Origin of the sequence: Rhodococcus sp. IEGM 1354, assembly GCF_030056855.1 — a bacterium.
In the GTDB taxonomy this organism is placed as follows: Bacteria; Actinomycetota; Actinomycetes; order Mycobacteriales; family Mycobacteriaceae; genus Rhodococcoides.
In genome coordinates, this window is record NZ_JASHKT010000002.1 from 183,299 (window position 1) to 202,661 (window position 19,363).

Consider the following 19,363-nt stretch of genomic DNA (forward strand, 5'->3'; position numbering starts at 1 on the left):
TGTTCGGCGAACACGGGTAGCGTCGCATCCAAGAACTCGGTCGGAGCATCTCGAACTCGGCATGCCATCGATCGAGAAGTAGCCCGTCCTTCCGCGTATGCGGTCGGCCGGGTCGTACGCGGACAAGGAAGTAGGAACCTCCGAATGGCACGCATCGGTGACGGTGGCGATCTGCTGAAGTGCTCGTTCTGCGGCAAGAGCCAAAAGCAGGTCAAGAAGCTCATTGCAGGACCAGGGGTGTACATCTGCGACGAGTGCATCGACCTGTGCAACGAGATCATCGAGGAGGAGTTGGCCGAATCGAGTGAAGTCAAGCTCGACGACCTGCCCAAGCCTTCCGAGATCAAGGACTTTCTCGAGAATTACGTGATCGGCCAGGACGCTGCGAAGCGCACGTTGGCCGTCGCTGTCTACAACCACTACAAGCGCATTCAGGCCGGCGACAAGGCGCGCGATGTGCGCGGCGAATCCGTCGAGTTGGCCAAGTCGAACATCTTGATGCTCGGTCCCACCGGGTGCGGCAAGACGTATCTGGCCCAGACACTCGCCAAGATGCTCAACGTGCCGTTCGCCATTGCCGACGCCACCGCACTGACCGAAGCCGGGTACGTGGGTGAGGATGTCGAGAACATCCTGCTCAAGCTCATCCAGGCCGCGGACTACGACGTGAAGCGGGCCGAGACCGGCATCATCTACATCGACGAGGTCGACAAGATCGCTCGTAAGAGCGAGAACCCGTCGATCACTCGCGATGTGTCCGGTGAAGGTGTGCAGCAGGCTCTGCTGAAGATCCTGGAAGGTACCCAGGCCAGCGTCCCGCCGCAGGGCGGACGTAAGCATCCGCATCAGGAGTTCATCCAGATCGACACCACCAACGTGCTCTTCATCGTGGCTGGTGCTTTCGCCGGACTCGAGAAGATCGTGTCCGATCGCGTCGGCAAGCGCGGTCTCGGCTTCGGAGCCGAGGTGCGTTCCAAGGCGGAGATCGACACGCAGGATCACTTCGCCGAGGTGATGCCCGAGGATCTGATCAAGTTCGGTTTGATCCCCGAGTTCATCGGCCGTCTGCCGATGATCGCGTCTGTGACCAACCTGGACAAGGAATCACTGGTCACCATCCTGTCCGAGCCCAAGAACGCGTTGGTCAAGCAGTACCGCCGACTCTTCGACATGGACGGCGTCGAGCTCGAATTCACGTCCGAGGCACTCGAGGCGATCGCCGATCAGGCGATCCTGCGCGGCACCGGTGCTCGTGGGTTGCGCGCGATCATGGAGGAAGTACTGCTCCCGGTGATGTACGACATCCCGAGCCGGGACGATGTGGAGAAGGTCGTCGTCACGGCAGAGACGGTCAACGACAACGTCTTGCCGACCATCGTTCCGCGCAAGCCCGAACGCCCGGAGCGACGCGACAAGTCGGCCTGACCCGCTCCGACGCAACACCGAACGAGCCCCGATCATCGAACGTGATGATCGGGGCTCGTTCTGTGTTGTGGAGGTTGTCGGTCGAGGTTGTCAGCCGAGTACCGAGATGTGCGGGTGCAGCTCCGGGTCGACCGCGGCACACCGCTGCGCCACCAACGGGTCGTGGCCCGGTACGACATGCTCGGGGCTGTCGGCGAGTTCCCTGATCCGGTCGAATGCACCGAACATGTCCGGCAGGCAGTGCAGAATCGCGAAGGGACTGTCGGATTCGATGTTCTCGTAGAAGTGACTCGCATCCGACGCCAGCACCAGGGTCCCGCGTCCGGTGTGCACGCTGACTACCTGCATGCCTGCGGTATGCCCGCCCACCGCATGCACCGAGAGTCCCGGTGCCAGTTCGCGGTCGCCGTCGACGACGTCGAGTCGCGGACTTCCCGTGACGTGGTCGATGTCGGGCCGTGAGTGCAACCAGCGTTCCTGCCCAACGCGGGTCGCCCACGGACCGTTCCAGTAGTCGAGCTCTTTCTGCTGGACGACGTAGCGGGCCGACGGCAGATCTGCGACGACTCCGGTGTGGTCGTAGTGCAGATGGGTCAGCACACATACGTCGATGTCACCGGGGGAGATTCCCAGCTCTCCGATGAGGTCCACGGGGGAGCCGACGTAGTCCAGTCCCTTCATCCGTGACGCCGTCGCCGGTGCGAGACCGGCGTCGACGAGGACGGTCTCGGTGTCCGACAGCGCGAGCCACACGTAGTACGCGGTGGGGTGCGGCTCGTGACCGCGCTCGTCCGCATAGTGGAAGTGCGTGCTGCGCAGGGATGTTCGGCTCGCATAGCGCACGGCGTACACACGCCATTCACCGCTGCGGTCCGGTCGCAGTCCGTCGATCATCGCGGGTCAGTTCGACGTCGTACGGGCGACCGACTCGCGCCGAGTCGTTCGAGTGGATCGTCCGAGCTCGTCGGTGGGCGTGCGATAGGTCTCCTTGGACGTGGACACGATCGCAACGTTGACGGCGCAGAACACGGCGGTGACGATGGCGACCGGCAACCACGCACCGATCTCGGCCCCGGCGATAGCACCGGCAATGGTGGGCGCGAATCCTGCTATGGCGAAACCGATCTGGGTACCCAGCGCAGTTCCGGTCAGACGTACCCGAGCCGGGAACATCTCGCCGTAGAACGAGGGCCAGACACCGCCCGTCGCGCTGTGGACGAATCCGAACATGACGATGCCGAAGACGAAGATGAGCGCGTAGTTTCCGACCGAGATGGACCAGAGGTATCCGAACATGAGGATTGCGCAACCGATCGATCCGAACAGGAACACCGGCTTGCGACCGACGCGATCGGACAACGACCCGAAGAACGGGAGTGCGAACAGCGCGACGACGTTGGCGAGTACGCCGACCCACAGCATCGGAGTTCGTTCCAGGCCGACTGTATTGACAGCGTACGACAGCGCATAGACGGTGAATATCGTACTGACCGAGGCGATCACGGCGGCAAACATGACTCGAAGAACGGCGGGCCAGTGCTCGGACAGCAGTTCGGTCAGCGGGAGACGCTGCGGCTCGGCGGACGCCACCTCTTCCTCGAAGACGGGGGTCTCGTCGAGCGAGCGCCGAATCAGGAATGCGGCGACAACGACGAATGCGCTGAGGAAGAACGGGATTCGCCAGCCCCAGCTGAGCAACTGGTCCTCGGGGAGCATGGCGACCGGGAGAAAGACTGCGGTGGCAAGGATCTGACCGCCCTGGGTGCCGCTGAGGGTGAAGCTGGTGAAGAACGCCCGTCGGTGGTCGGGTGCGTGCTCGAGGGTCATGGAGTTGGCGCCCGCCTGCTCACCGCCCGCAGAGAAGCCCTGGGCCAGGCGCAGCAGGACCAGGATTATCGGGGCCGCGAGGCCGATGGATTCGTACGAGGGAAGGACGCCGACTCCGAGGGTGGCGACTCCCATCAGCAGGACGGTGGCAACCATGACCTTCTTGCGGCCGTAACGGTCACCGATGTGACCGAGCACCAATGCGCCCAGTGGGCGGGCCAGGTATCCGACCCCGAAAGTCGCCAGGGCCAACAACGTTCCGGTGGCGGGGTTGGAACCGGGAAAGAACACGCGGCCGAAGACCAGCGCAGCGGCGGTGCCGTAGATGAAGAAGTCGTAGTACTCGAGGGCGCTGCCCACCCAGGCCGCGGTTGCGGCTTTGCGCGGGTTGGCTCCGGGGCGCAGGGGCGGGTGACCGGACGTGAGGGGATCCATCGGTGTCGTCTCTTTTCGTGTGACGGGAAGCCGGGCGCACAGTTCGACATCCACGACCTGAGCGGTCGCTAATGTACGAAATAGTTAACTCCGGGCGCTCTTAGATATTGAACGTGATCCATGCCACGTGTCAACCCCCGATGCGATGCGCGTCGCTCGATCTCGGCGTCAGGCGTCGGCGGAGGTGAGGAACGCGATGATCATGTCGCCGAGCATGGCCCGCAGTCGTGTGCGATGCGCCGGGTCGGTGAGGTCGCGCCCGAACAGTGCCTCGAACGTGTATCGATTGGACAGCCGGAACACACAGAAGCTGCTGATCGCCATGTGGATGTCCAACGCGTCGACATCGGTTCGGAAGAGCCCGTCTGCCTGCCCGCGCGCAAGAATTGCGGCCAACAGCTCGGCGGCAGGATTGCCGAGATTGTTCAGCGCCTCGGAGGTGCCGATATGTTCGCCGCGCAGAATGTTCTCGGTCGATACCAGCCGGATGAAGTCCGGGTTCTGCTCGTGATGGTCGAAGGTGAGCGATGCGATGGCGCGGATCGCCTCGACCGGACCGAGTCCTTCGACGTCCACGGCTCGTTCGCGCTCGCGGATGCGGAGGTAGGACCGCTCCAGAACGGCCTTGTACAGGCCTTCCTTGTCGGTGAAGTAGTAGTACAGCATCCGCTTGGTCGTGTGTGTTCGCTCGGCGATCTCGTCGATGCGTGCGCCGGCGAAGCCCTTGTCCGCAAACTCCTCCGTGGCTACCTCGAGGATGTTGTGTCGGGTCAGGTCGCTGTTGCGCCGACGTTTGACGGCCGGTCCGCTGTCGTCGGAGGTGTGGGTTGTACGCGGAGCCATGGGTCGACTCTATCGCCGCGAATTGCGGAGAAAGGGTGTGTGCGTGCCGTCACCGTAGTACCGTCGAGCTAACTCACCAATTAGTACATTAAAGCTCGAGGAGATCGACATGCCGGAATCCCTGCTCTGCGGGCTGATCGGGACGGGTATCGGCAAATCGCTCACGCCCGCGATGCACGAGCGAGAGGGTGCCGAGCACGGTCTGACCTACCTCTATCGGATCATCGATCTCGATCGGCGCGGGCTGACCGTGGACGACCTACCGCGTCTGGTGGCCACGGCAGCCGACCTCGGATTTCGCGGCCTCAACATCACCCACCCGTGCAAGCAACGGGTTCTTCACTGCCTCGACGATCTCTCGGAGGATGCCGCGCGTCTGGGTGCCGTCAACACCGTTGTGTTCTCCGACGGGCGCGCGATCGGTCACAACACCGACTGGTCCGGGTTCGACCGAAATTTCGGACGTGGCTTACCGGGAGCCGATCTGAGTGATGTGGTGCAACTCGGAGCCGGGGGAGCAGGTGCCGCCGTCGCGTACGCAATGGCACGCCGGGGAGCCGCCAAGCTGACACTCGTCGACGCCGATCGTTCTCGGGCGCAGCAACTCCGAGACTCGCTGGCCTCGATGTTCCCCGAGTCCGAGATCTGCTCGACCGGCGTCGATCGGCTCGGCGACGTGCTGAGCACGGCGTCGGGGTTGGTGCACGCAACGCCGGTCGGAATGCTCGCACACCCGGGATCTGCTGTGCCGCAGGAATTTCTGCGGCCGCAGATGTGGGTTTCGGAAGTCGTGTACAGGCCGGCCGAGACCGAATTGCTCGCGCAGGCAGCGCGAGCGGGGTGCCGAACCCTGAGTGGCACCGGCATGGCCGTATTCCAGGCAGCAGACGCCTTCGAGATATTCACCGGCCGAATTGCGAACGCAGATCGGATGATCGCGCACATGGGCACCCTCATCGACAGTGAAGATCGCGTCGCTGCCGCCGGGGCCACCGCATGACGACCATTGCCACGTCGGTGGCCACTGTCTCGCTCAGTGGGTCTCTGGACGAGAAGATGCGCGCCATCGCCGATGCCGGGTTCGACGGGTTCGAGGTGTTCGAGCCGGATCTGATCAGCTCACCGGACCTGCCTGCAGACATTGCGAAGAAGGCTGCAGACCTGGGCCTGACCGTCGATCTCTATCAACCGTTCCGGGACGCCGACTCCGACGACCCGGACCAGTTCGCTCGCAACCTCGTTCGCGCCGAACGCAAATTCGACGTGATGGAACAGCTGGGATGCGACCTACTGCTGGTCTGCTCGTCACCGTTGGCCGGCGCAGTGCGCGAGGACGACAAGTTGATCGAACAGATGGCCACTCTCGCCGAGCGTGCACATCGCCGCGGACTGCGGCTGGCCTACGAAGCGCTCGCCTGGGGTAGCCACGTCGACACCTACCGTCACGCCTGGGACATCGTCCGGCAGGTCGACCACCCAGCGCTCGGGACCTGTCTCGACAGCTTTCACATCCTCTCCCGCGGCGACGACCCATCCGGCATCCGCGAGATACCCGGCGAGAAGATCTTCTTCTTGCAACTGGCCGATGCCCCGCACCTGGTGATGGACGTCCTGCAGTGGAGTCGCCATCACCGATGCTTCCCCGGTCAGGGGAACTTCGATCTGGCAACCTTCGGAGCCGACGTCGTGGCCTCGGGCTACACGGGCCCGTGGTCGCTCGAGATCTTCAACGACGTCTTCCGGCATTCCGACACCGGCCGAACGGCGTCGGACGCACACCGTTCGTTGCTCCACCTGCAGGAGCAGGTCCGCGGCGTCGATACCGTCGTGCCGAATGCCGATCTGTTCTCCCCGCCTCCGCCCGGCCCGATCGAGAACATCGTGTCCCTGCGTATCGCCGCAGGCCCCGCCAAGGCTGCCCAATTGGGCACCACCTTGCGTCACCTCGGCTTCGACCTCACCGCCGCGCACAGCGAACACGGACTGTCACTGTTCACCCAGGGCCCTCTCGCCGTCGCGGTCGACACGACCGTCGACACCCTGTGGACCGCACCGGGCGTCCCCGCCCACCTGCCCGCACTGGCCCAGATCGGGGTGCGCAGCGAGCGGCCCGATCTGTGGTTGACCAGAGCCCGCGCTCTGGGTGTCCCCGCCGCGACGGTCACCATGCCGGGCGTGGCCGACGCGACCGACGCGGTGGTGCGGCTCGCTGTCACCGGTGCAACCTCGCTCGACCTACGTACCCGAGACAGCGCCGGTGCCTGGCAGTCCGCATTCGACCTCGCTCCCAGAGTGCCTGTGCCGCAAGAGAAGCCCCTGGTCTCGCACGTCGACCACATCGCCCTCGCAGTTCCGGCCGAAAGCTGGGACGGCGTGATGCTGTTGCTCCGCTCGGTGTTCGGCATGGTGCCCCGTGACGGTCAGGACGTCGTGGACGCGATCGGAATGGTGCGAAGCCAGGCCCTCACCCTGACGACCACCAACGGCACCATTCGCCTCTCGCTCAACATGGTCCCCGGTCGACCGTCCGATGCCGACCCCCTCCCCGCAGCCCGCCGCGGAGGCGTCGGACATGTGGCGTTCGGATGCGAGGACATCTACGCCGCAGCCGAGGCGATGACCGAACGCGGTCTCACGCCGTTGCGTATCTCGCCCAACTACTATCGCGACCTGAACGCACGGTTCGGCCTCGGTCCGGACACCCTCGACGCGATGCAGCGGCTCGGCATCCTGTACGACGCCGACTCCGCAGGCGGCGAGTTCTTCCACTTCTTCACCGGCACCGTGGGCGACGACCTCTTCTTCGAGGTGGTGCAGCGGGTAGGCGGGTACGAAGGCTACGGGGAGACCAACTCGGCTGTGCGCCTGGCTGCGCAACTGCAGCAGTGAGTAGCGATCAGGACAGTCGCTCGAACACCGCGGCCAGGCCCTGTCCGCCGCCGATGCACATCGTTTCGAGTCCGTAGCGGACCTCTCGGCGGTCCATTTCGCGGAGCAGGGTGGCAAGGATTCGGGCACCGGTGGCCCCGACCGGGTGGCCGAGCGAGATGCCGGAACCGTGCGGGTTCAGCCGCGGGTCGTCCGACTCGATACCCCAGGACCGAGTCACGGCCAGCGCCTGGGCGGCGAAGGCTTCGTTGAGTTCGATGACGTCCATGTCGTCGAGAGTGAGCCCCAGGCGTCCGAGCGCTTTCTCGCTGGCGGGCACCGGGCCGATTCCCATGGTGCGCGGAGCGACTCCGGCAACGCCCCAGCTCGCGAGCCGCGCCAGTGGTCGAAGTCCCAGCGCCGCGGCCTTTTCGGGGGTGGTGACGATGGCGATCGCGGCACCGTCGTTCTGCCCGCTGGCATTGCCCGCGGTGACCGTCGACTCGGGGTCGATCGATGCACGGATTGCCTTCAGCTTCGCCAACGACTCCACGGTCGTGTCGGCCCGTGGATGCTCGTCGGTCGAGACCAGAACCGGTTCCGACTTACGCTGGGGTACAGACACACCCACGATCTCCTCGGCGAACACGCCGCTGTTCTGCGCGGCGACCGCACGCCGATGCGACTGCACGGCCAGCGCGTCCTGATCGGCGCGGCTGATGGAGAACTCCTGGCGAAGGTTCTCGGCGGTCTCGATCATGCCGCCGGGCACCGGAAAGTTCTTGCCACCCGCCGTCACTCGGGCCCGCGCAAGTCGGTCGGAGAGGGCGACCGCCTCGGCCTTGACGCCCCACCGCATGCCGGTCGCGTAGAACTCGGTCTGGCTCATACTTTCGACGCCGCCTGCGAGAACCAGGTCGTTGCCGCCGGACTGCACCTGCATGCACGCCTGCAGTACTGCTTGTAGGCCGGAGCCGCAGCGTCGGTCGATCTGCATGCCGGGCACATCGATGCCGAGATCGGCGTCGAGGGCGGCGATTCGACCGATGGCCGGTGCATCACCGTTCGGTGACGCCTGACCCAGGATCACGTCGTCGATGTCCGCTCCGGAGATGCCCGTTCGCGCAACGAGTTCGGTGATGACCGTGGCCGCGAGGGCCTGGGCGGAAATGTCGCGGAACTGGCCACCGAAACGGCCGACGGGGGTACGCAGGGGCTCGCAGATCACGGCTTCAGGCATGGGTGTTTCCTCGCTTGTCGTTGGCTCCGGTACTCACCCGGAGCAGATCGGTCTCGATGGCGCGGGTGGCGTCGAGCAAGGCCGGGAGTAGTTCGGCGCGCACGGCGTCCGCAGAATGACGTGCAGCTTGAGTCGAGACGTTGGCTGCGGCGACAACCACGCCGGCGCTGTCGCGGATGGGTGCGGCGATCGAACGCAGTCCCTCTTCGAGTTCTTGGTCCACCAGGCAGAAGCCGTCGACCCGCACCCGTTCGAGTTCCCGCGCGAGCGAGGCCGCGGTGGTGATCGTCTTGCCCGTCAACGGCGTCAACCGCACTCGCTCCAGGTACGCATCCAGTTCTTCCGCGGGAAGACCGGCCAACAGCACCCGGCCCATCGAGGTCGCGAACGCCGGAAACCTGGTGCCGATGTTGATGCCGACGGTCATGATGCGGCTCACCGGAACCCGGGCGACGTACACCACGTCGTCACCGTCGAGTATCGACACAGAGGACGATTCACGCACTCGTTCGGCGAGAGCCTCTAGATGTGGGCCCGAGACCTCGGGGAGCGAGAGACTCGACAAGTAGCTGTACCCCAATTCGAGTACGCGCGGGGTGAGCCAGAACATCGAGCCGTCGGTACGCACGTATCCGAGTTCGACGAGTGTGAGCAGAAAGCGCCGGGCGGTGGCGCGGGTCAGGTCGGTCGCTCGGGCCACGTCGGCCAGCGTTCGACGCGGATGCTCGCCGTCGAAGGCTCTGATCACTGCCAAGCCGCGTCCGAGAGACTGGACGTAATCCGAGGACGGCGGTGTGTCCGCGGCACTCACGAGGTTTCGCTCTCGGTGATGGCGGCCTGAGCCAATGCGAAAGCGTTGTTGCTGTTCGGTACTCCCGCGTAGACCGCGGTGTGCAAGAACACCTCGGCGAGTTGGTCGGGTGCGATACCGGCACGCAACGCCGCTCGGATGTGCATGTCGAGTTCGTGGTGGTTACCCAGGGCCGTCAGAACGGCCAGAGTCAGCAGTCGGCGGGTGTGGTGGTCGAGTCCGGGACGAGCCCAGACGTCGCCCCATGCGGTTCGGGTGATGAAATCCTGGAACGGGGCCGTGAATTCGGTTCTCGATGCGATGCTGCGGTCGACGTGGGCGTCACCGAGCACACTGCGCCGCACTGCCATACCGGTGTCGTGGGCCGCCGATCGTCCGGCGGAGTACGCGTTCGCTCCGACGTGAGCGGCAATGGCCGCCGTGACGCGGCCTGCCTGTTCGACGTTGGCCAGATGTGCCGCCGGGTCGAGTGTCACGAACGTCGATCGTTCGATGCCGTCGGCGATGATCCGCAGATCGTCCGGAGTGGTCGACGGATCCTGCCGACCCGCGATCACGAGGGTGGGAGCGGTGATCCTGGCGAGGTCCGCGCGAGAATCCCACTCCGACAACGCCTCGCAGCATGCCGCGTACCCCTCGTCGGAGGTCTCGGCGATCATGCGTCGACACCGTGCGACGAGATCGGTGTCGCGGGCGGCGAGTTCGGGCGTGAACCACCGTGCGAGTACGGCGTCCGCGAGGGCGGATGTCCCCGAGGCGCGGACGGTCGCGGCACGGTCGATCCACTGAGCGGGTTCACCGAACTTGGCCGACGTGCACAGCAGAGTCAGAGTGCGTACTCGCTCGGGGCGATGAATCGCAATCCATTGAGCGACGGCACCGCCGAGGGAGAGCCCGACCACGTGCACTCTGTCCAGAGCGAGCGAATCCAGCAGAGTCAGAACATCTCCGGCGAGATCGGCCACCGAATAGGGGCCGGGGGGTACCGGTGATCGACCGTGCCCACGTAGATCGACCGTCAGCACGTGGACAGAACCCGAAAGTGCGCCCACCTGCGGGTCCCACATCGATCGGTCCGAGCCGAGCGAGCCGATCAGCACGACGGTATCCGCACCGGGGTGCGGCCCCTCGGTGCGGTGGTGAGCCAGAGTCACTGTCATCAGATGTCCTTCGAGTCCGTGGGGCGTTCGGTGTCGAGTGCACACGCAGCGAGGACGTCGTCGACCAAGTCGGGTGCGTGACCCACATAGCCTGCTGGATCCAACATCTCGCGCACCACAGCCGGCGTCAGGAACGCGGTGATGGCGGGATCCGTGTCCAGTGGCGCACCTGCTGCGCATCGGTCGGTGACGATGTCGCGGGCGTGCTCGGTGTGCGGTGCCAGCGCCGCGGTGACCCGTTCGGCGAGAAGTGCACCTCCCGTCGCTTCGAGGTTGCGCGCCATGGCATCTGAATGCACATGCAGACCGGTCAGGCTCGTCGCTATACGATGCGCACCGCCGCCGGTGAGGCGTAGCAGATCGGTGACGGTCTCCCATTCGGCGTGCCACGGTCCAGCGGCGCGCTGCTGCTCGTGGTCCATGTTCGCCAGCACCGTCGCAACGGCTCCCGGCACCCGGCGGGCCGCAGCCCGCGCGGTGATGGCGGCGATCGGGTTGCGCTTGTGTGGCATTGCCGACGAACCTCCCGGCGCGTTCTCCGACACCTCGGCCAGTTCGGTGGAAGACATCGACACGATGTCCCCGGCGATCTTCGCAATGGAGCCCGCGGCAATACCCAACGCGCACGCCAGATCTGCGACGGTGACGCGGTCGGTGTGCCAGGGCGCAGTCTGTGGTGCCAGACCGAGGGCGTCGGCGAGCGCGGCGGCAATGGCCGGACCGTGCGGATGTACGGCGGCCATCGTTCCGGCGGCACCTCCGTATTGAACACAGCACGACCGCCGGACCGCAGCGAGACGGTGACGCGAACGAGTCAGCGCCCCAGTCCAATTGGCGGCAACCAGCCCGAAAGTGGTGGGTAACGCCTGCTGGCCGAGGGTGCGCGCGACCATCGGTGTCGTTCTGTGCGTCAGCGCCAGGTCTCGCGCCGCGGTGTACGCATCGCCGAGCGAGGCCTCGACGACCGTGAGTGCGTCACGTGCGACGAGCATGGACGCGGTGTCCATGATGTCCTGGCTGGTTGCCCCTGGGTGCACGGCAGCAGCAGGAACTCCATGCTCCGACACGGCGTTTCGCAGCACCTTCACCAGTGGTATCACCGGATTCCCACCGGCCACTGCAGCCGCTCCGAGTGCTGTGATGTCCAGAGATTCACCCAGCTCGGCCGAGACCGCGGTGATGATGTCCGCATGCACGACGTCGACCACGCCGACCGAGGCAGCGGCCCGGGAGAGGGCTGCCTCGACGTCGAACATCGCCCGAACCCAGCCTCGGTCGCCGACGATCGGTGCGATGATCTCGCTGCCGAATATCGGATCGAACAGTGCACCTCTATCGGAAGCCATGGTCCTCTTTCGCCGCATCGTCGATCAGTTCGTCAGCGTGCATCACAGCGCGAAGAACGGGGTCTCGTCTCCGTCCGGATCGGTGTTCTGTAACACGATATCGAGGTGGTAGCCGCCGTCCACTGTGGTGGCGACGAGTCGGGCCCGCTTGTCGGCGGGCAAGGCGGACAGCACCGGATCGATCTCGTTGGCCTCGGCCTCGTCCGGGAAGTACATCCGCGTGACGACCCGCTCGAGCATTCCGCGGGCAAAGATTCCGACGTCGATGTGGGGTGCTTCGACGAGGTCGTTCTCGGCGGGCAACGGCCCCGGTTTGATGGTCGTGATCGTCATCGTTCCCCGTGGATCGGCAAATGCTCGACCGAAGCCGCGGAAACCTGCGACACGTGGTGCCACCGCACCCCGTGGATCGTCCTGATGGTCGAAGCGTCCGTCGGAGTCGGCCTGCCAGGTCTCGATCATCGCGTCGGACACCGGTTGACGAGCCCCGTCCACGAGGGTGAACGTCAGGGTGATCGCCTCGGCGGTGCCGGGAGGTACGACGTCCTGTCCATCCGGCCACAGCAGACCGATGTGGACGTAGGGCCCGACCGTCTGAGAAGGCGTCTGACCGAACGGTGCAGTGGTGAAATCGGCACCGGTCACCACCGGGTACCTGGGAGCGAACTCGGGGTCAGTCATCGTGGTCGTCCTCCTCGAACGGGGTGGCGTTGCGTCCGCGCAGAACGATGTCGAACCTGAACCCGAGAGCCCAGTTCGGTTGTGTTGCTTCGTAATCGAAGGTACTGATCATGCGAGCACGCGCGTCTTCGGGGGCTGCGTTGTAGATGGGATCCTGGAAGAACATGGGGTCGTCGGGGAAGTACATCTGCGTCACCAACCGCTGGGTGAATGCGTGACCGAACAGGGAGAAGTGGATATGGGCAGGCCGCCATGCGTTGTGGTGGTTGCCCCAGGGGTACGCGCCCGGTTTGATCGTGGTGAACCGGTATCGGCCGTCGGCATCGGTGAGTACTCGGCCCACGCCGTCGAAATGCGGGTCGAGAGGCGCTGGCCAGCGATCACCCGAGTGTCGGTAACGCCCGCCCGCGTTGGCCTGCCATACCTCGACGAGCGTGTTCGGGATCGCTTTGCCGTCGCTGTCGAGCACTCGTCCGTGCACGATGATGCGTTGACCCTGAGCTTCGCCACCTCGCGCGAGTGTCAGGTCGGCGTCGGAATCCGTGACTCGTCCCTCGCCCAGAACCGGGCCGGTGATTTCGGTCAATCGTTGGGGGAGGAGCGTCAACGGCTGCGCCGGATGCCGCAGAGCAGTGGTCCGGTACTCGGCGAAGTCGCGTGGTGCATGGACACCCGTCTGGTCCCGGTACTCGGGCGGGAGATGAAGCATCGACAGCTCCTGACGATCGTGGTGATCAAGCGCACTCGCCACCGTATACATGTGTTCGCATGGTGGCAACCTGTTCACATAACGCACATCATCGGGTACCGTCGCTGCCATGTTGGACAAAGTCGTGGCCAGTGCCACAGAAGCGGTAGCGGACATCCCCGACGGGTCGTCGATCGCCGTGGGCGGGTTCGGGTTGGTGGGAGTGCCGGAGATCCTGATCGCCGCGGTGCTCGAGCAGGGAGCGACCGACCTCGAAACCATCAGCAACAACTGCGGAACCGACGGCTTCGGTCTGGGAGTGCTGCTGGCGCAGCACCGCATTCGGCGCACGATCAGCTCGTACGTGGGGTCCAACAAGGAATTCGCACGGCAGTACCTCGGTGGCGAACTGGAGGTGGAGCTGACCCCGCAGGGCACCCTCGCCGAGCGGCTGCGAGCCGGTGGCGCCGGTATTCCGGCGTTCTTCACCCCCGCGGGCGTCGGGACGCAGGTGGCCGACGGCGGTTTGCCGCTGCGTTACGACGGCAGCGGCGGCATCGCCGTGGCGAGTCCGCCGAAGGAGACCCGGGAATTCGACGGGATCACCTATGTCATGGAGCGCGGCATCGTCGCGGACTACGCCTTGGTCCACGCCTGGAAGGGCGACCGGCACGGCAACCTGGTGTTCCATGCCAGCGCACGGAACTTCAACCCACCCGCCGCCGCGTCTGGTCGGATCACCGTGGCGCAGGTCGAGCACCTGGTCGAGCCGGGGGAGATCGGTCCGGACGAGGTGCACACCCCGGGCATCCATGTGCAGCGGGTCGTGCATGTCGGCCCGGTCGAGGTCGGCATCGAGCAGAGGACGGTACGAGCATGAGCGAGAAGATGTCCCGCGAACAGATGGCCGCTCGGGTGGCGCAAGAGCTCGGCGACGGGCAGTACGTCAACCTCGGAATCGGCATGCCGACCCTGGTGCCCAACTACATTCCGACCGACGTCTCGGTGATTCTGCATTCCGAGAATGGCGTGCTCGGCGTCGGCCCCTATCCCACCGAGGACGAACTCGATCCCGAGATCATCAACGCGGGCAAGGAAACCATCACGGTGCTTCCCGGCTCGTCCTACTTCGACTCGTCACAGTCGTTCGGAATGATCCGCGGCGGTCAGGTCGACGTCGCCGTGCTGGGTGCGATGCAGGTCAGCGCCACCGGCGACCTCGCGAACTGGATGATCCCCGGGCACATGGTCAAGGGGATGGGTGGTGCCATGGATCTGGTGCACGGTGCCCGTCGCGTGATCGTCATGATGGAGCACGTCTCCCGGAAGGGTGAACCCAAGATTCTGCAGTCCTGCACTCTGCCGCTGACCGGGAAGGGCTGCGTGCACAGGATCATCTCGGACATGGCGGTTCTCGACGTCACCGACGACGGACTGCGCCTCGTGGAGACCGCGCCGGGAATCTCGGTGGACGAGGTCAGGAACGCGACCGCAGCCGAACTACTCGTCGATGTCGCTGGGGAGTGGAGCCTGCGGAACGACTCAAGAGATACCGTCTGACACCAGTACGCGGTCGGCGCGGGAGTAGATGTTCATCGAACGGCCGCGGAGAAAACCGATCACCGTCAGTCCGGATTCGGTCGCGAGATCGACCGCGAGAGACGACGGCGCTGACACCGCAGCAAGTATCGGAATCCCGGCCATCACCGCCTTCTGTGCCAGCTCGAACGAGGCACGGCCACTGACCATCAATATCGTGCCGCGCAGCGGAACTCGATCCTGCTCGGTGGCCCAGCCGACGACCTTGTCCACCGCGTTGTGGCGCCCGACGTCCTCGCGGAGGACGAGCATGTCGCCGTCCGCAGTGAACAGCGCCGCAGCGTGCAAGCCGCCCGTGGTGTCGAAGACCTTCTGCGCTGCGCGCAGGGTGTCCGGTAACCCGGCGAGGGTATCGGACGTCACCACGACATCGTCGTCGGTAGGAGAATGCTTGGTACGCAACCGAATTGCGTCGAGCGATCCCTTGCCGCAGACCCCGCACGACGAGGTCGTGTAGAAATTGCGTTCCACCCCGGTCTCGGGGGCTGCCACACCCGGTGCCAGCGTGACGTCCAGGACGTTGTACGTGTTCGCGCCCTCGTCATCGACGCCGTCGCAGTACCGCGCCGCCGCGATATCGGCACGCGATGCAATGACGCCCTCGGTCAGCAGGAAACCGTGGGCCAGTTCGACGTCGTGGCCCGGCGTACGCATCGTGACGGCAAGGGCTCTGCCGTCGACGCGCAGTTCCATCGGTTCCTCCACCACCAAGGTGTCGGGACGGTCGACTCGGTGTTCGCCGCGTATTCGGACGACGGGTCTGCGAGCGGTGATCCGGCCCATCAGTGCCGACTCGATACGCGGCGACGTCGAAAGCTCATACCTCGATTGTGGACCCTCGTGTCATCGGTCCGACGACTCGGTTGCCATTGCCTGCACGAGCGACACCAATCGCGGGTGTTCGGCGAGGTCGTCGACCAGCACTGCCGAGCCGTCGGAGTCGGCGAGCGGGACCTTCCAGTTGCCGTACTGGGTCTCGTCCGTACCCGGTTGGTTCTGAATGCGATGTTCACCGACCGCGTCGACGAGAGCGACGCCGATCAGCAGCGACGGGCTGCGCTGGACCAACCGGTGCAACGCCTCGACGGTCTCGTGGTTGTCGGTATCGGCGGCGAGTAATCCGCGGGTGCGGGCCAGGTCCAGAACCGCCTCTCGCGCACGGGAATCCACTTCCTTCTCCGCATCGATGTCGCGCTCGAGCAGGCCGAGTCGGGACCGCAGTTCGATGTGCTCGCCCTCGAGGTACCCAGCGGTGGGAGGCAGATCGTGCGTCGTCACCGACGTGAGGCACAGAGTCCGGTAGTCCTCGGGCGGGATGGGTCCGGAATCATCGGCCTCGAACCAGAGGATGGAGGTGCCGAAGATTCCGCGCTCGGTGAGGTATTCCTGCACCATCGGCTCGAACACCCCGAGGTCCTCGCCGACCACTACCGCACCCGCGCGCTCGGCTTCGAGGGCGAGGATTCCGATCAGCGCCTCGTGGTCGTATTCGACATACGTTCCGCCGCCGGCGTTCTCGGCCTCCTGCGGAATCCACCACAACCGGAACAAACCCAGGATGTGGTCGACGCGGATGCCCCCGGCGTGACGCAGAATCGTGCGCAGCATGTCTCTGTACGGGACGTAGGCCATCTCGCGCAGTCGGTCCGGATCCCAGGGTGGTTGATTCCAGTTCTGGCCCTGCTGGTTGAAGTTGTCCGGCGGCGCTCCCACGGTGACGCCGGACACCAGCACGTCGCCGAGCGTCCACGCATCGGCCCCGCCGCGGGCGACTCCCACCGCGAGGTCGTGCATGACACCGATATCCATCCCGGCGTCGAGCGCGGCTCGCTGGGCGGCGGCCAATTGCTCGTCACAGATCCACTGCAGCCACACGTGAAAGTCGATGCGTCCGGCCAGCTTTGCGCGTTGTTCGAGGACGAAATCGGTGCGCGGGTGCGCTGCGCGATCGGTCCATGCGGGATCGTTCGGGCCGAACTTCTCCGCCAGCGCGCTCCACACCGCAAAATCCCTCAGCCCGGTGCCCTCGCGTTCGACGAACGCCCGGAATGCGGACTCGCGGGCTGGACTGCGCTCGATCTTGTGGACGCGTTCGAGGGCGCGGAGCTTGGCCTTGAACGTCGCGTCCCGGTTCAGCTTCTTGGTGCGAACGTTCGCCTTGTCGAATCGAGCTGCGGCGTCCTGGATCTTGCCGAACTGCTTGGGCGAGAGCAGCGCCGTCTCTCGAATGTTCTCGACTCGGATGTACAACGGGTTGAAGAAGCGTCGCGTGGTCGGTAGATACGGAGAGGCCTCCACGGGCGTCGTCGGCCGGTCGGCGTGCAGCGGATTGACCAGCAGATAGTCGAATCCATGCACGCGGCCGGCGATGTCGACCATGTCCTCGAGGTCGGCGAGATCGCCGATGCCCCACGAACGCGTCGAGCGCACCGAATACAGCTGTGCCAGCAGGCCGGTGCGCTGCCTGTCGGCAAGTTCGGCGTTGGGCGACAACGACTTCGGTGTGACCACGACGACCGTGTCCGAGGTTCGGACGGTGTTGTCCTCACCGATCGTCGTCGCGGTGAGACTGTGCCATCCCAGCGGGGCATCGCCGGGCACCACGAACGTGGCACGTCCGATAAGCCGTCCGTCCACCTCGCGCGGATCGACCCAGACGTCGGCCTGAGGTACCTCGATGGCGTCGCCGTCCTCGGACACCATCGACACTTCCACCGGATTGCCGTGTGGCACATGCACCCACACCGTCGCTTCGGTGCCCTGGGTCGTGACGACCACGGGAGGAAGCAGGCGACGCCACGGTGCGTTCTCGATGTCCTCCAGTGCCCGATCGACATCCTCGGTGGTTTCGGTCGCGTAACCGCGTGCAGCCAACACCTGCCGCAGGGTCGCGTCGCTCACGTCGTGCTCGGTGTCGTCCCAGCCTCGGTACGACGTCGACGTACCGAGCCGCCGGGCGAGAGTCCGTAGGGCCTGCGAGTAATCCTCATCCGAATGTGCCACGGTGTCGATCGTGCCAGTTCGACGGGCGCACGTCACCCGCACCGGTCGGCCGTTCACCGCAGGTTCGTTCCGCGGTGCGTTCGGGGGGCGACACTCGTGTACTGCGAGGGTTGAAAGCTTCCCCGCTGGGTAGTCTTGCTCGGCACACGAGAAACGAACTGCTTGGCGACGATGGGAAGTGCGGATGGCTGGGGTCAGCAAGATCGAAGAACTGGAGCGAAATTCCGGTGCACCGGTCGAGCTGAGGGTGCGCGCCGAAGCCGACCAATTGCCGGTGGTGCGGGCCGTCGCGGAGACTCTCGTGGTGCTCAGTGACTTCACCCTCGACGACATCGCCGACGTGAAACTCGTCGTCGACGAGGTGTGCTCCCAGCTCATCAAAGGTTCGGTCGCCGACGCGGAACTCTCGTGCAGGTTCTCCGTCAACGATGCCGGGATCCGGATCGTCGTGACGTCCACGCTGACTCCGACGTCGGTCCCGAAGCAGGACAGCTTCGGCTGGCACGTGTTGCAAACTCTCGCAGACTCCATCGAACTCCGCGCCGACGACGCGATCGACGACGTTGCCGGCCGCACCGTCGCGATCGACGTGGTCAAGCGGAGGAGCAAGGTCTAGTGCCGGTGCCGCAGGAACGAAGCACACGGCGAGAGTCCGACGATTACAGCGACGTGGTCGCGCTGATCCAGCAGATGCAGGCGCTGGACGAGAATTCACCGCAGCGTTCCGTGCTGCGTGACCGCATCATCACGCGCTGCCTCCCTCTCGCAGAACACATTGCGCGCCGTTTCGGTGGGCGCGGTGAAGCACACGAGGACCTGTTGCAGGTGTCCAGGCTCGGTCTGGTCAATGCCGTCGACCGGTTCGACATCGAGCGTGGGTCGGATTTCGTCTCGTTCGCGGTCCCCACCATCATGGGCGAAGCCCGTCGCTACTTCCGCGACGCCGGCTGGTCGGTACGGGTGCCGCGACGCATGAAAGAGCTGAACTCGATGATCTCGCAGGCGGTGGGATCGTTGTCGCAGAAGCTCGGCCGCGCCCCGACCGCGAGCGAAATCGCCGCCGAACTCGGGATCGACGTCAAAGAAGCATCGCAGGCACTGCTTGCTCGCAGCGCGTATCAGACCGTGTCGGTCGATTCGGTGGTGAGCGAGGATCGCCTCCCGCTGATGGACACGCTCGGTGCCGACGACCCGGAACTCGAGAAGATGGAAAGCTACCTCGCTGTGCGGCCGGCACTGGAGAAGCTGCCCGAGCGCGAGCGTCGCATCGTGGTGCTCCGGTTCTTCGGGTCGATGACGCAAACGCAGATCGCGGAGAAGGTCGGAATTTCGCAGATGCACGTGTCGCGAATTTTGGCGCGCACTCTCGCTCAGTTGCGTGAGGACCTCGGCGAGGACTGACCCGGGCACAGCCGACGCGGAACGATCTGTTGCCAC

General features: G+C 65.2%; 18 protein-coding genes. 7 read left to right on the top strand and 11 right to left on the bottom strand.

Going from position 1 to position 19,363, the window contains the following annotated elements:
- Window positions 1-144: 144 nt before the first annotated feature.
- Window positions 145-1,425 carry an ATP-dependent Clp protease ATP-binding subunit ClpX gene (gene clpX / locus QM588_RS05340; protein WP_027497577.1) on the top strand — a complete coding sequence of 427 codons (1,281 nt, stop codon included), beginning with the start codon at window positions 145-147 and terminating at the stop codon, window positions 1,423-1,425.
- Window positions 1,426-1,515: 90 nt separating this feature from the next.
- Here clpX and QM588_RS05345 read toward each other — a convergent pair whose 3' ends face one another.
- The 3 genes from QM588_RS05345 to QM588_RS05355 all read right to left on the bottom strand — a co-directional run bounded on the left by QM588_RS05345 (window position 1,516) and on the right by QM588_RS05355 (window position 4,530).
- Entirely contained in the window at window positions 1,516-2,319 is an 804-nt protein-coding gene (locus QM588_RS05345) for an N-acyl homoserine lactonase family protein (RefSeq protein ID WP_283312049.1), read from the bottom strand.
- A 6-nt stretch (window positions 2,320-2,325) separates the two neighbouring features.
- A complete protein-coding gene (locus QM588_RS05350; RefSeq protein WP_032368463.1) occupies window positions 2,326-3,687 on the bottom strand; it encodes an MFS transporter in 1,362 nt (453 codons plus the stop codon).
- A gap of 168 nt (window positions 3,688-3,855) precedes the next feature.
- Window positions 3,856-4,530: a TetR/AcrR family transcriptional regulator gene (locus QM588_RS05355; RefSeq protein WP_283312050.1), complete on the bottom strand. Its 675-nt coding sequence runs from the start codon at window positions 4,528-4,530 to the stop codon at window positions 3,856-3,858.
- Between the two features lie 109 nt (window positions 4,531-4,639).
- On the opposite strand from QM588_RS05355, the gene QM588_RS05360 reads away from it, so the two are divergent.
- Window positions 4,640-5,530, top strand: coding sequence for a shikimate dehydrogenase (locus QM588_RS05360; protein ID WP_283312051.1), 891 nt, complete (start codon window positions 4,640-4,642; stop codon window positions 5,528-5,530).
- The gene (locus QM588_RS05365; RefSeq protein ID WP_283312052.1) at window positions 5,527-7,419 is read left to right on the top strand and encodes a sugar phosphate isomerase/epimerase and 4-hydroxyphenylpyruvate domain-containing protein; all 1,893 of its coding nucleotides are present in this window, start codon (window positions 5,527-5,529) and stop codon (window positions 7,417-7,419) included. The genes QM588_RS05360 and QM588_RS05365 overlap by 4 nt, the downstream gene beginning before the upstream one ends.
- 7 nt (window positions 7,420-7,426) lie before the next feature.
- On the opposite strand, the gene QM588_RS05370 is transcribed toward QM588_RS05365, so the two are convergent.
- Genes QM588_RS05370 through pcaH form a run of 6 tightly spaced genes read right to left on the bottom strand, consistent with a single transcriptional unit; the run spans window position 7,427 to window position 13,345 of the window.
- Entirely contained in the window at window positions 7,427-8,638 is a 1,212-nt protein-coding gene (locus QM588_RS05370) for an acetyl-CoA C-acetyltransferase (protein ID WP_283312053.1), read from the bottom strand.
- Window positions 8,631-9,449, bottom strand: a complete 819-nt coding sequence (locus tag QM588_RS05375; RefSeq protein ID WP_204878832.1) for an IclR family transcriptional regulator domain-containing protein — start codon at window positions 9,447-9,449, stop codon at window positions 8,631-8,633. Before QM588_RS05375 ends, QM588_RS05370 begins: the two co-directional genes overlap by 8 nt.
- Window positions 9,446-10,609 carry a bifunctional 3-oxoadipate enol-lactonase/4-carboxymuconolactone decarboxylase PcaDC gene (gene pcaDC / locus QM588_RS05380; protein WP_283312055.1) on the bottom strand — a complete coding sequence of 388 codons (1,164 nt, stop codon included), beginning with the start codon at window positions 10,607-10,609 and terminating at the stop codon, window positions 9,446-9,448. Before pcaDC ends, QM588_RS05375 begins: the two co-directional genes overlap by 4 nt.
- Window positions 10,609-11,955 carry a 3-carboxy-cis,cis-muconate cycloisomerase gene (pcaB, locus tag QM588_RS05385; protein WP_283312056.1) on the bottom strand — a complete coding sequence of 449 codons (1,347 nt, stop codon included), beginning with the start codon at window positions 11,953-11,955 and terminating at the stop codon, window positions 10,609-10,611. Before pcaB ends, pcaDC begins: the two co-directional genes overlap by 1 nt.
- 42 nt (window positions 11,956-11,997) lie before the next feature.
- Window positions 11,998-12,636, bottom strand: a complete 639-nt coding sequence (pcaG, locus tag QM588_RS05390; RefSeq protein WP_283312058.1) for a protocatechuate 3,4-dioxygenase subunit alpha — start codon at window positions 12,634-12,636, stop codon at window positions 11,998-12,000.
- Window positions 12,629-13,345, bottom strand: coding sequence for a protocatechuate 3,4-dioxygenase subunit beta (gene pcaH / locus QM588_RS05395; protein ID WP_283312060.1), 717 nt, complete (start codon window positions 13,343-13,345; stop codon window positions 12,629-12,631). The genes pcaG and pcaH overlap by 8 nt, the downstream gene beginning before the upstream one ends.
- A 109-nt stretch (window positions 13,346-13,454) precedes the next feature.
- Here pcaH and QM588_RS05400 point away from each other — a divergent pair, with 109 nt between their 5' ends.
- Complete coding sequence (locus tag QM588_RS05400) at window positions 13,455-14,204, top strand: CoA transferase subunit A (RefSeq protein ID WP_283312061.1); 750 nt, start codon at window positions 13,455-13,457, stop codon at window positions 14,202-14,204.
- Window positions 14,201-14,884: a CoA transferase subunit B gene (locus tag QM588_RS05405; RefSeq protein ID WP_283312062.1), complete on the top strand. Its 684-nt coding sequence runs from the start codon at window positions 14,201-14,203 to the stop codon at window positions 14,882-14,884. Before QM588_RS05400 ends, QM588_RS05405 begins: the two co-directional genes overlap by 4 nt.
- Here the strand turns inward: QM588_RS05405 and fdhD are convergent.
- Complete coding sequence (gene fdhD, locus QM588_RS05410; protein ID WP_283312063.1) at window positions 14,867-15,706, bottom strand: formate dehydrogenase accessory sulfurtransferase FdhD; 840 nt, start codon at window positions 15,704-15,706, stop codon at window positions 14,867-14,869. The two genes, QM588_RS05405 and fdhD, sit on opposite strands and share 18 nt — an antisense overlap.
- Window positions 15,707-15,766: 60 nt before the next feature.
- Complete coding sequence (gene malQ / locus QM588_RS05415; protein ID WP_283312065.1) at window positions 15,767-17,926, bottom strand: 4-alpha-glucanotransferase; 2,160 nt, start codon at window positions 17,924-17,926, stop codon at window positions 15,767-15,769.
- 184 nt (window positions 17,927-18,110) lie between these two features.
- On the opposite strand from malQ, the gene QM588_RS05420 reads away from it, so the two are divergent.
- Entirely contained in the window at window positions 18,111-18,542 is a 432-nt protein-coding gene (locus tag QM588_RS05420; protein ID WP_283312067.1) for an ATP-binding protein, read from the top strand.
- Window positions 18,542-19,327: a SigB/SigF/SigG family RNA polymerase sigma factor gene (locus QM588_RS05425; protein WP_032368200.1), complete on the top strand. Its 786-nt coding sequence runs from the start codon at window positions 18,542-18,544 to the stop codon at window positions 19,325-19,327. Before QM588_RS05420 ends, QM588_RS05425 begins: the two co-directional genes overlap by 1 nt.
- Window positions 19,328-19,363 lie beyond the last annotated feature (36 nt).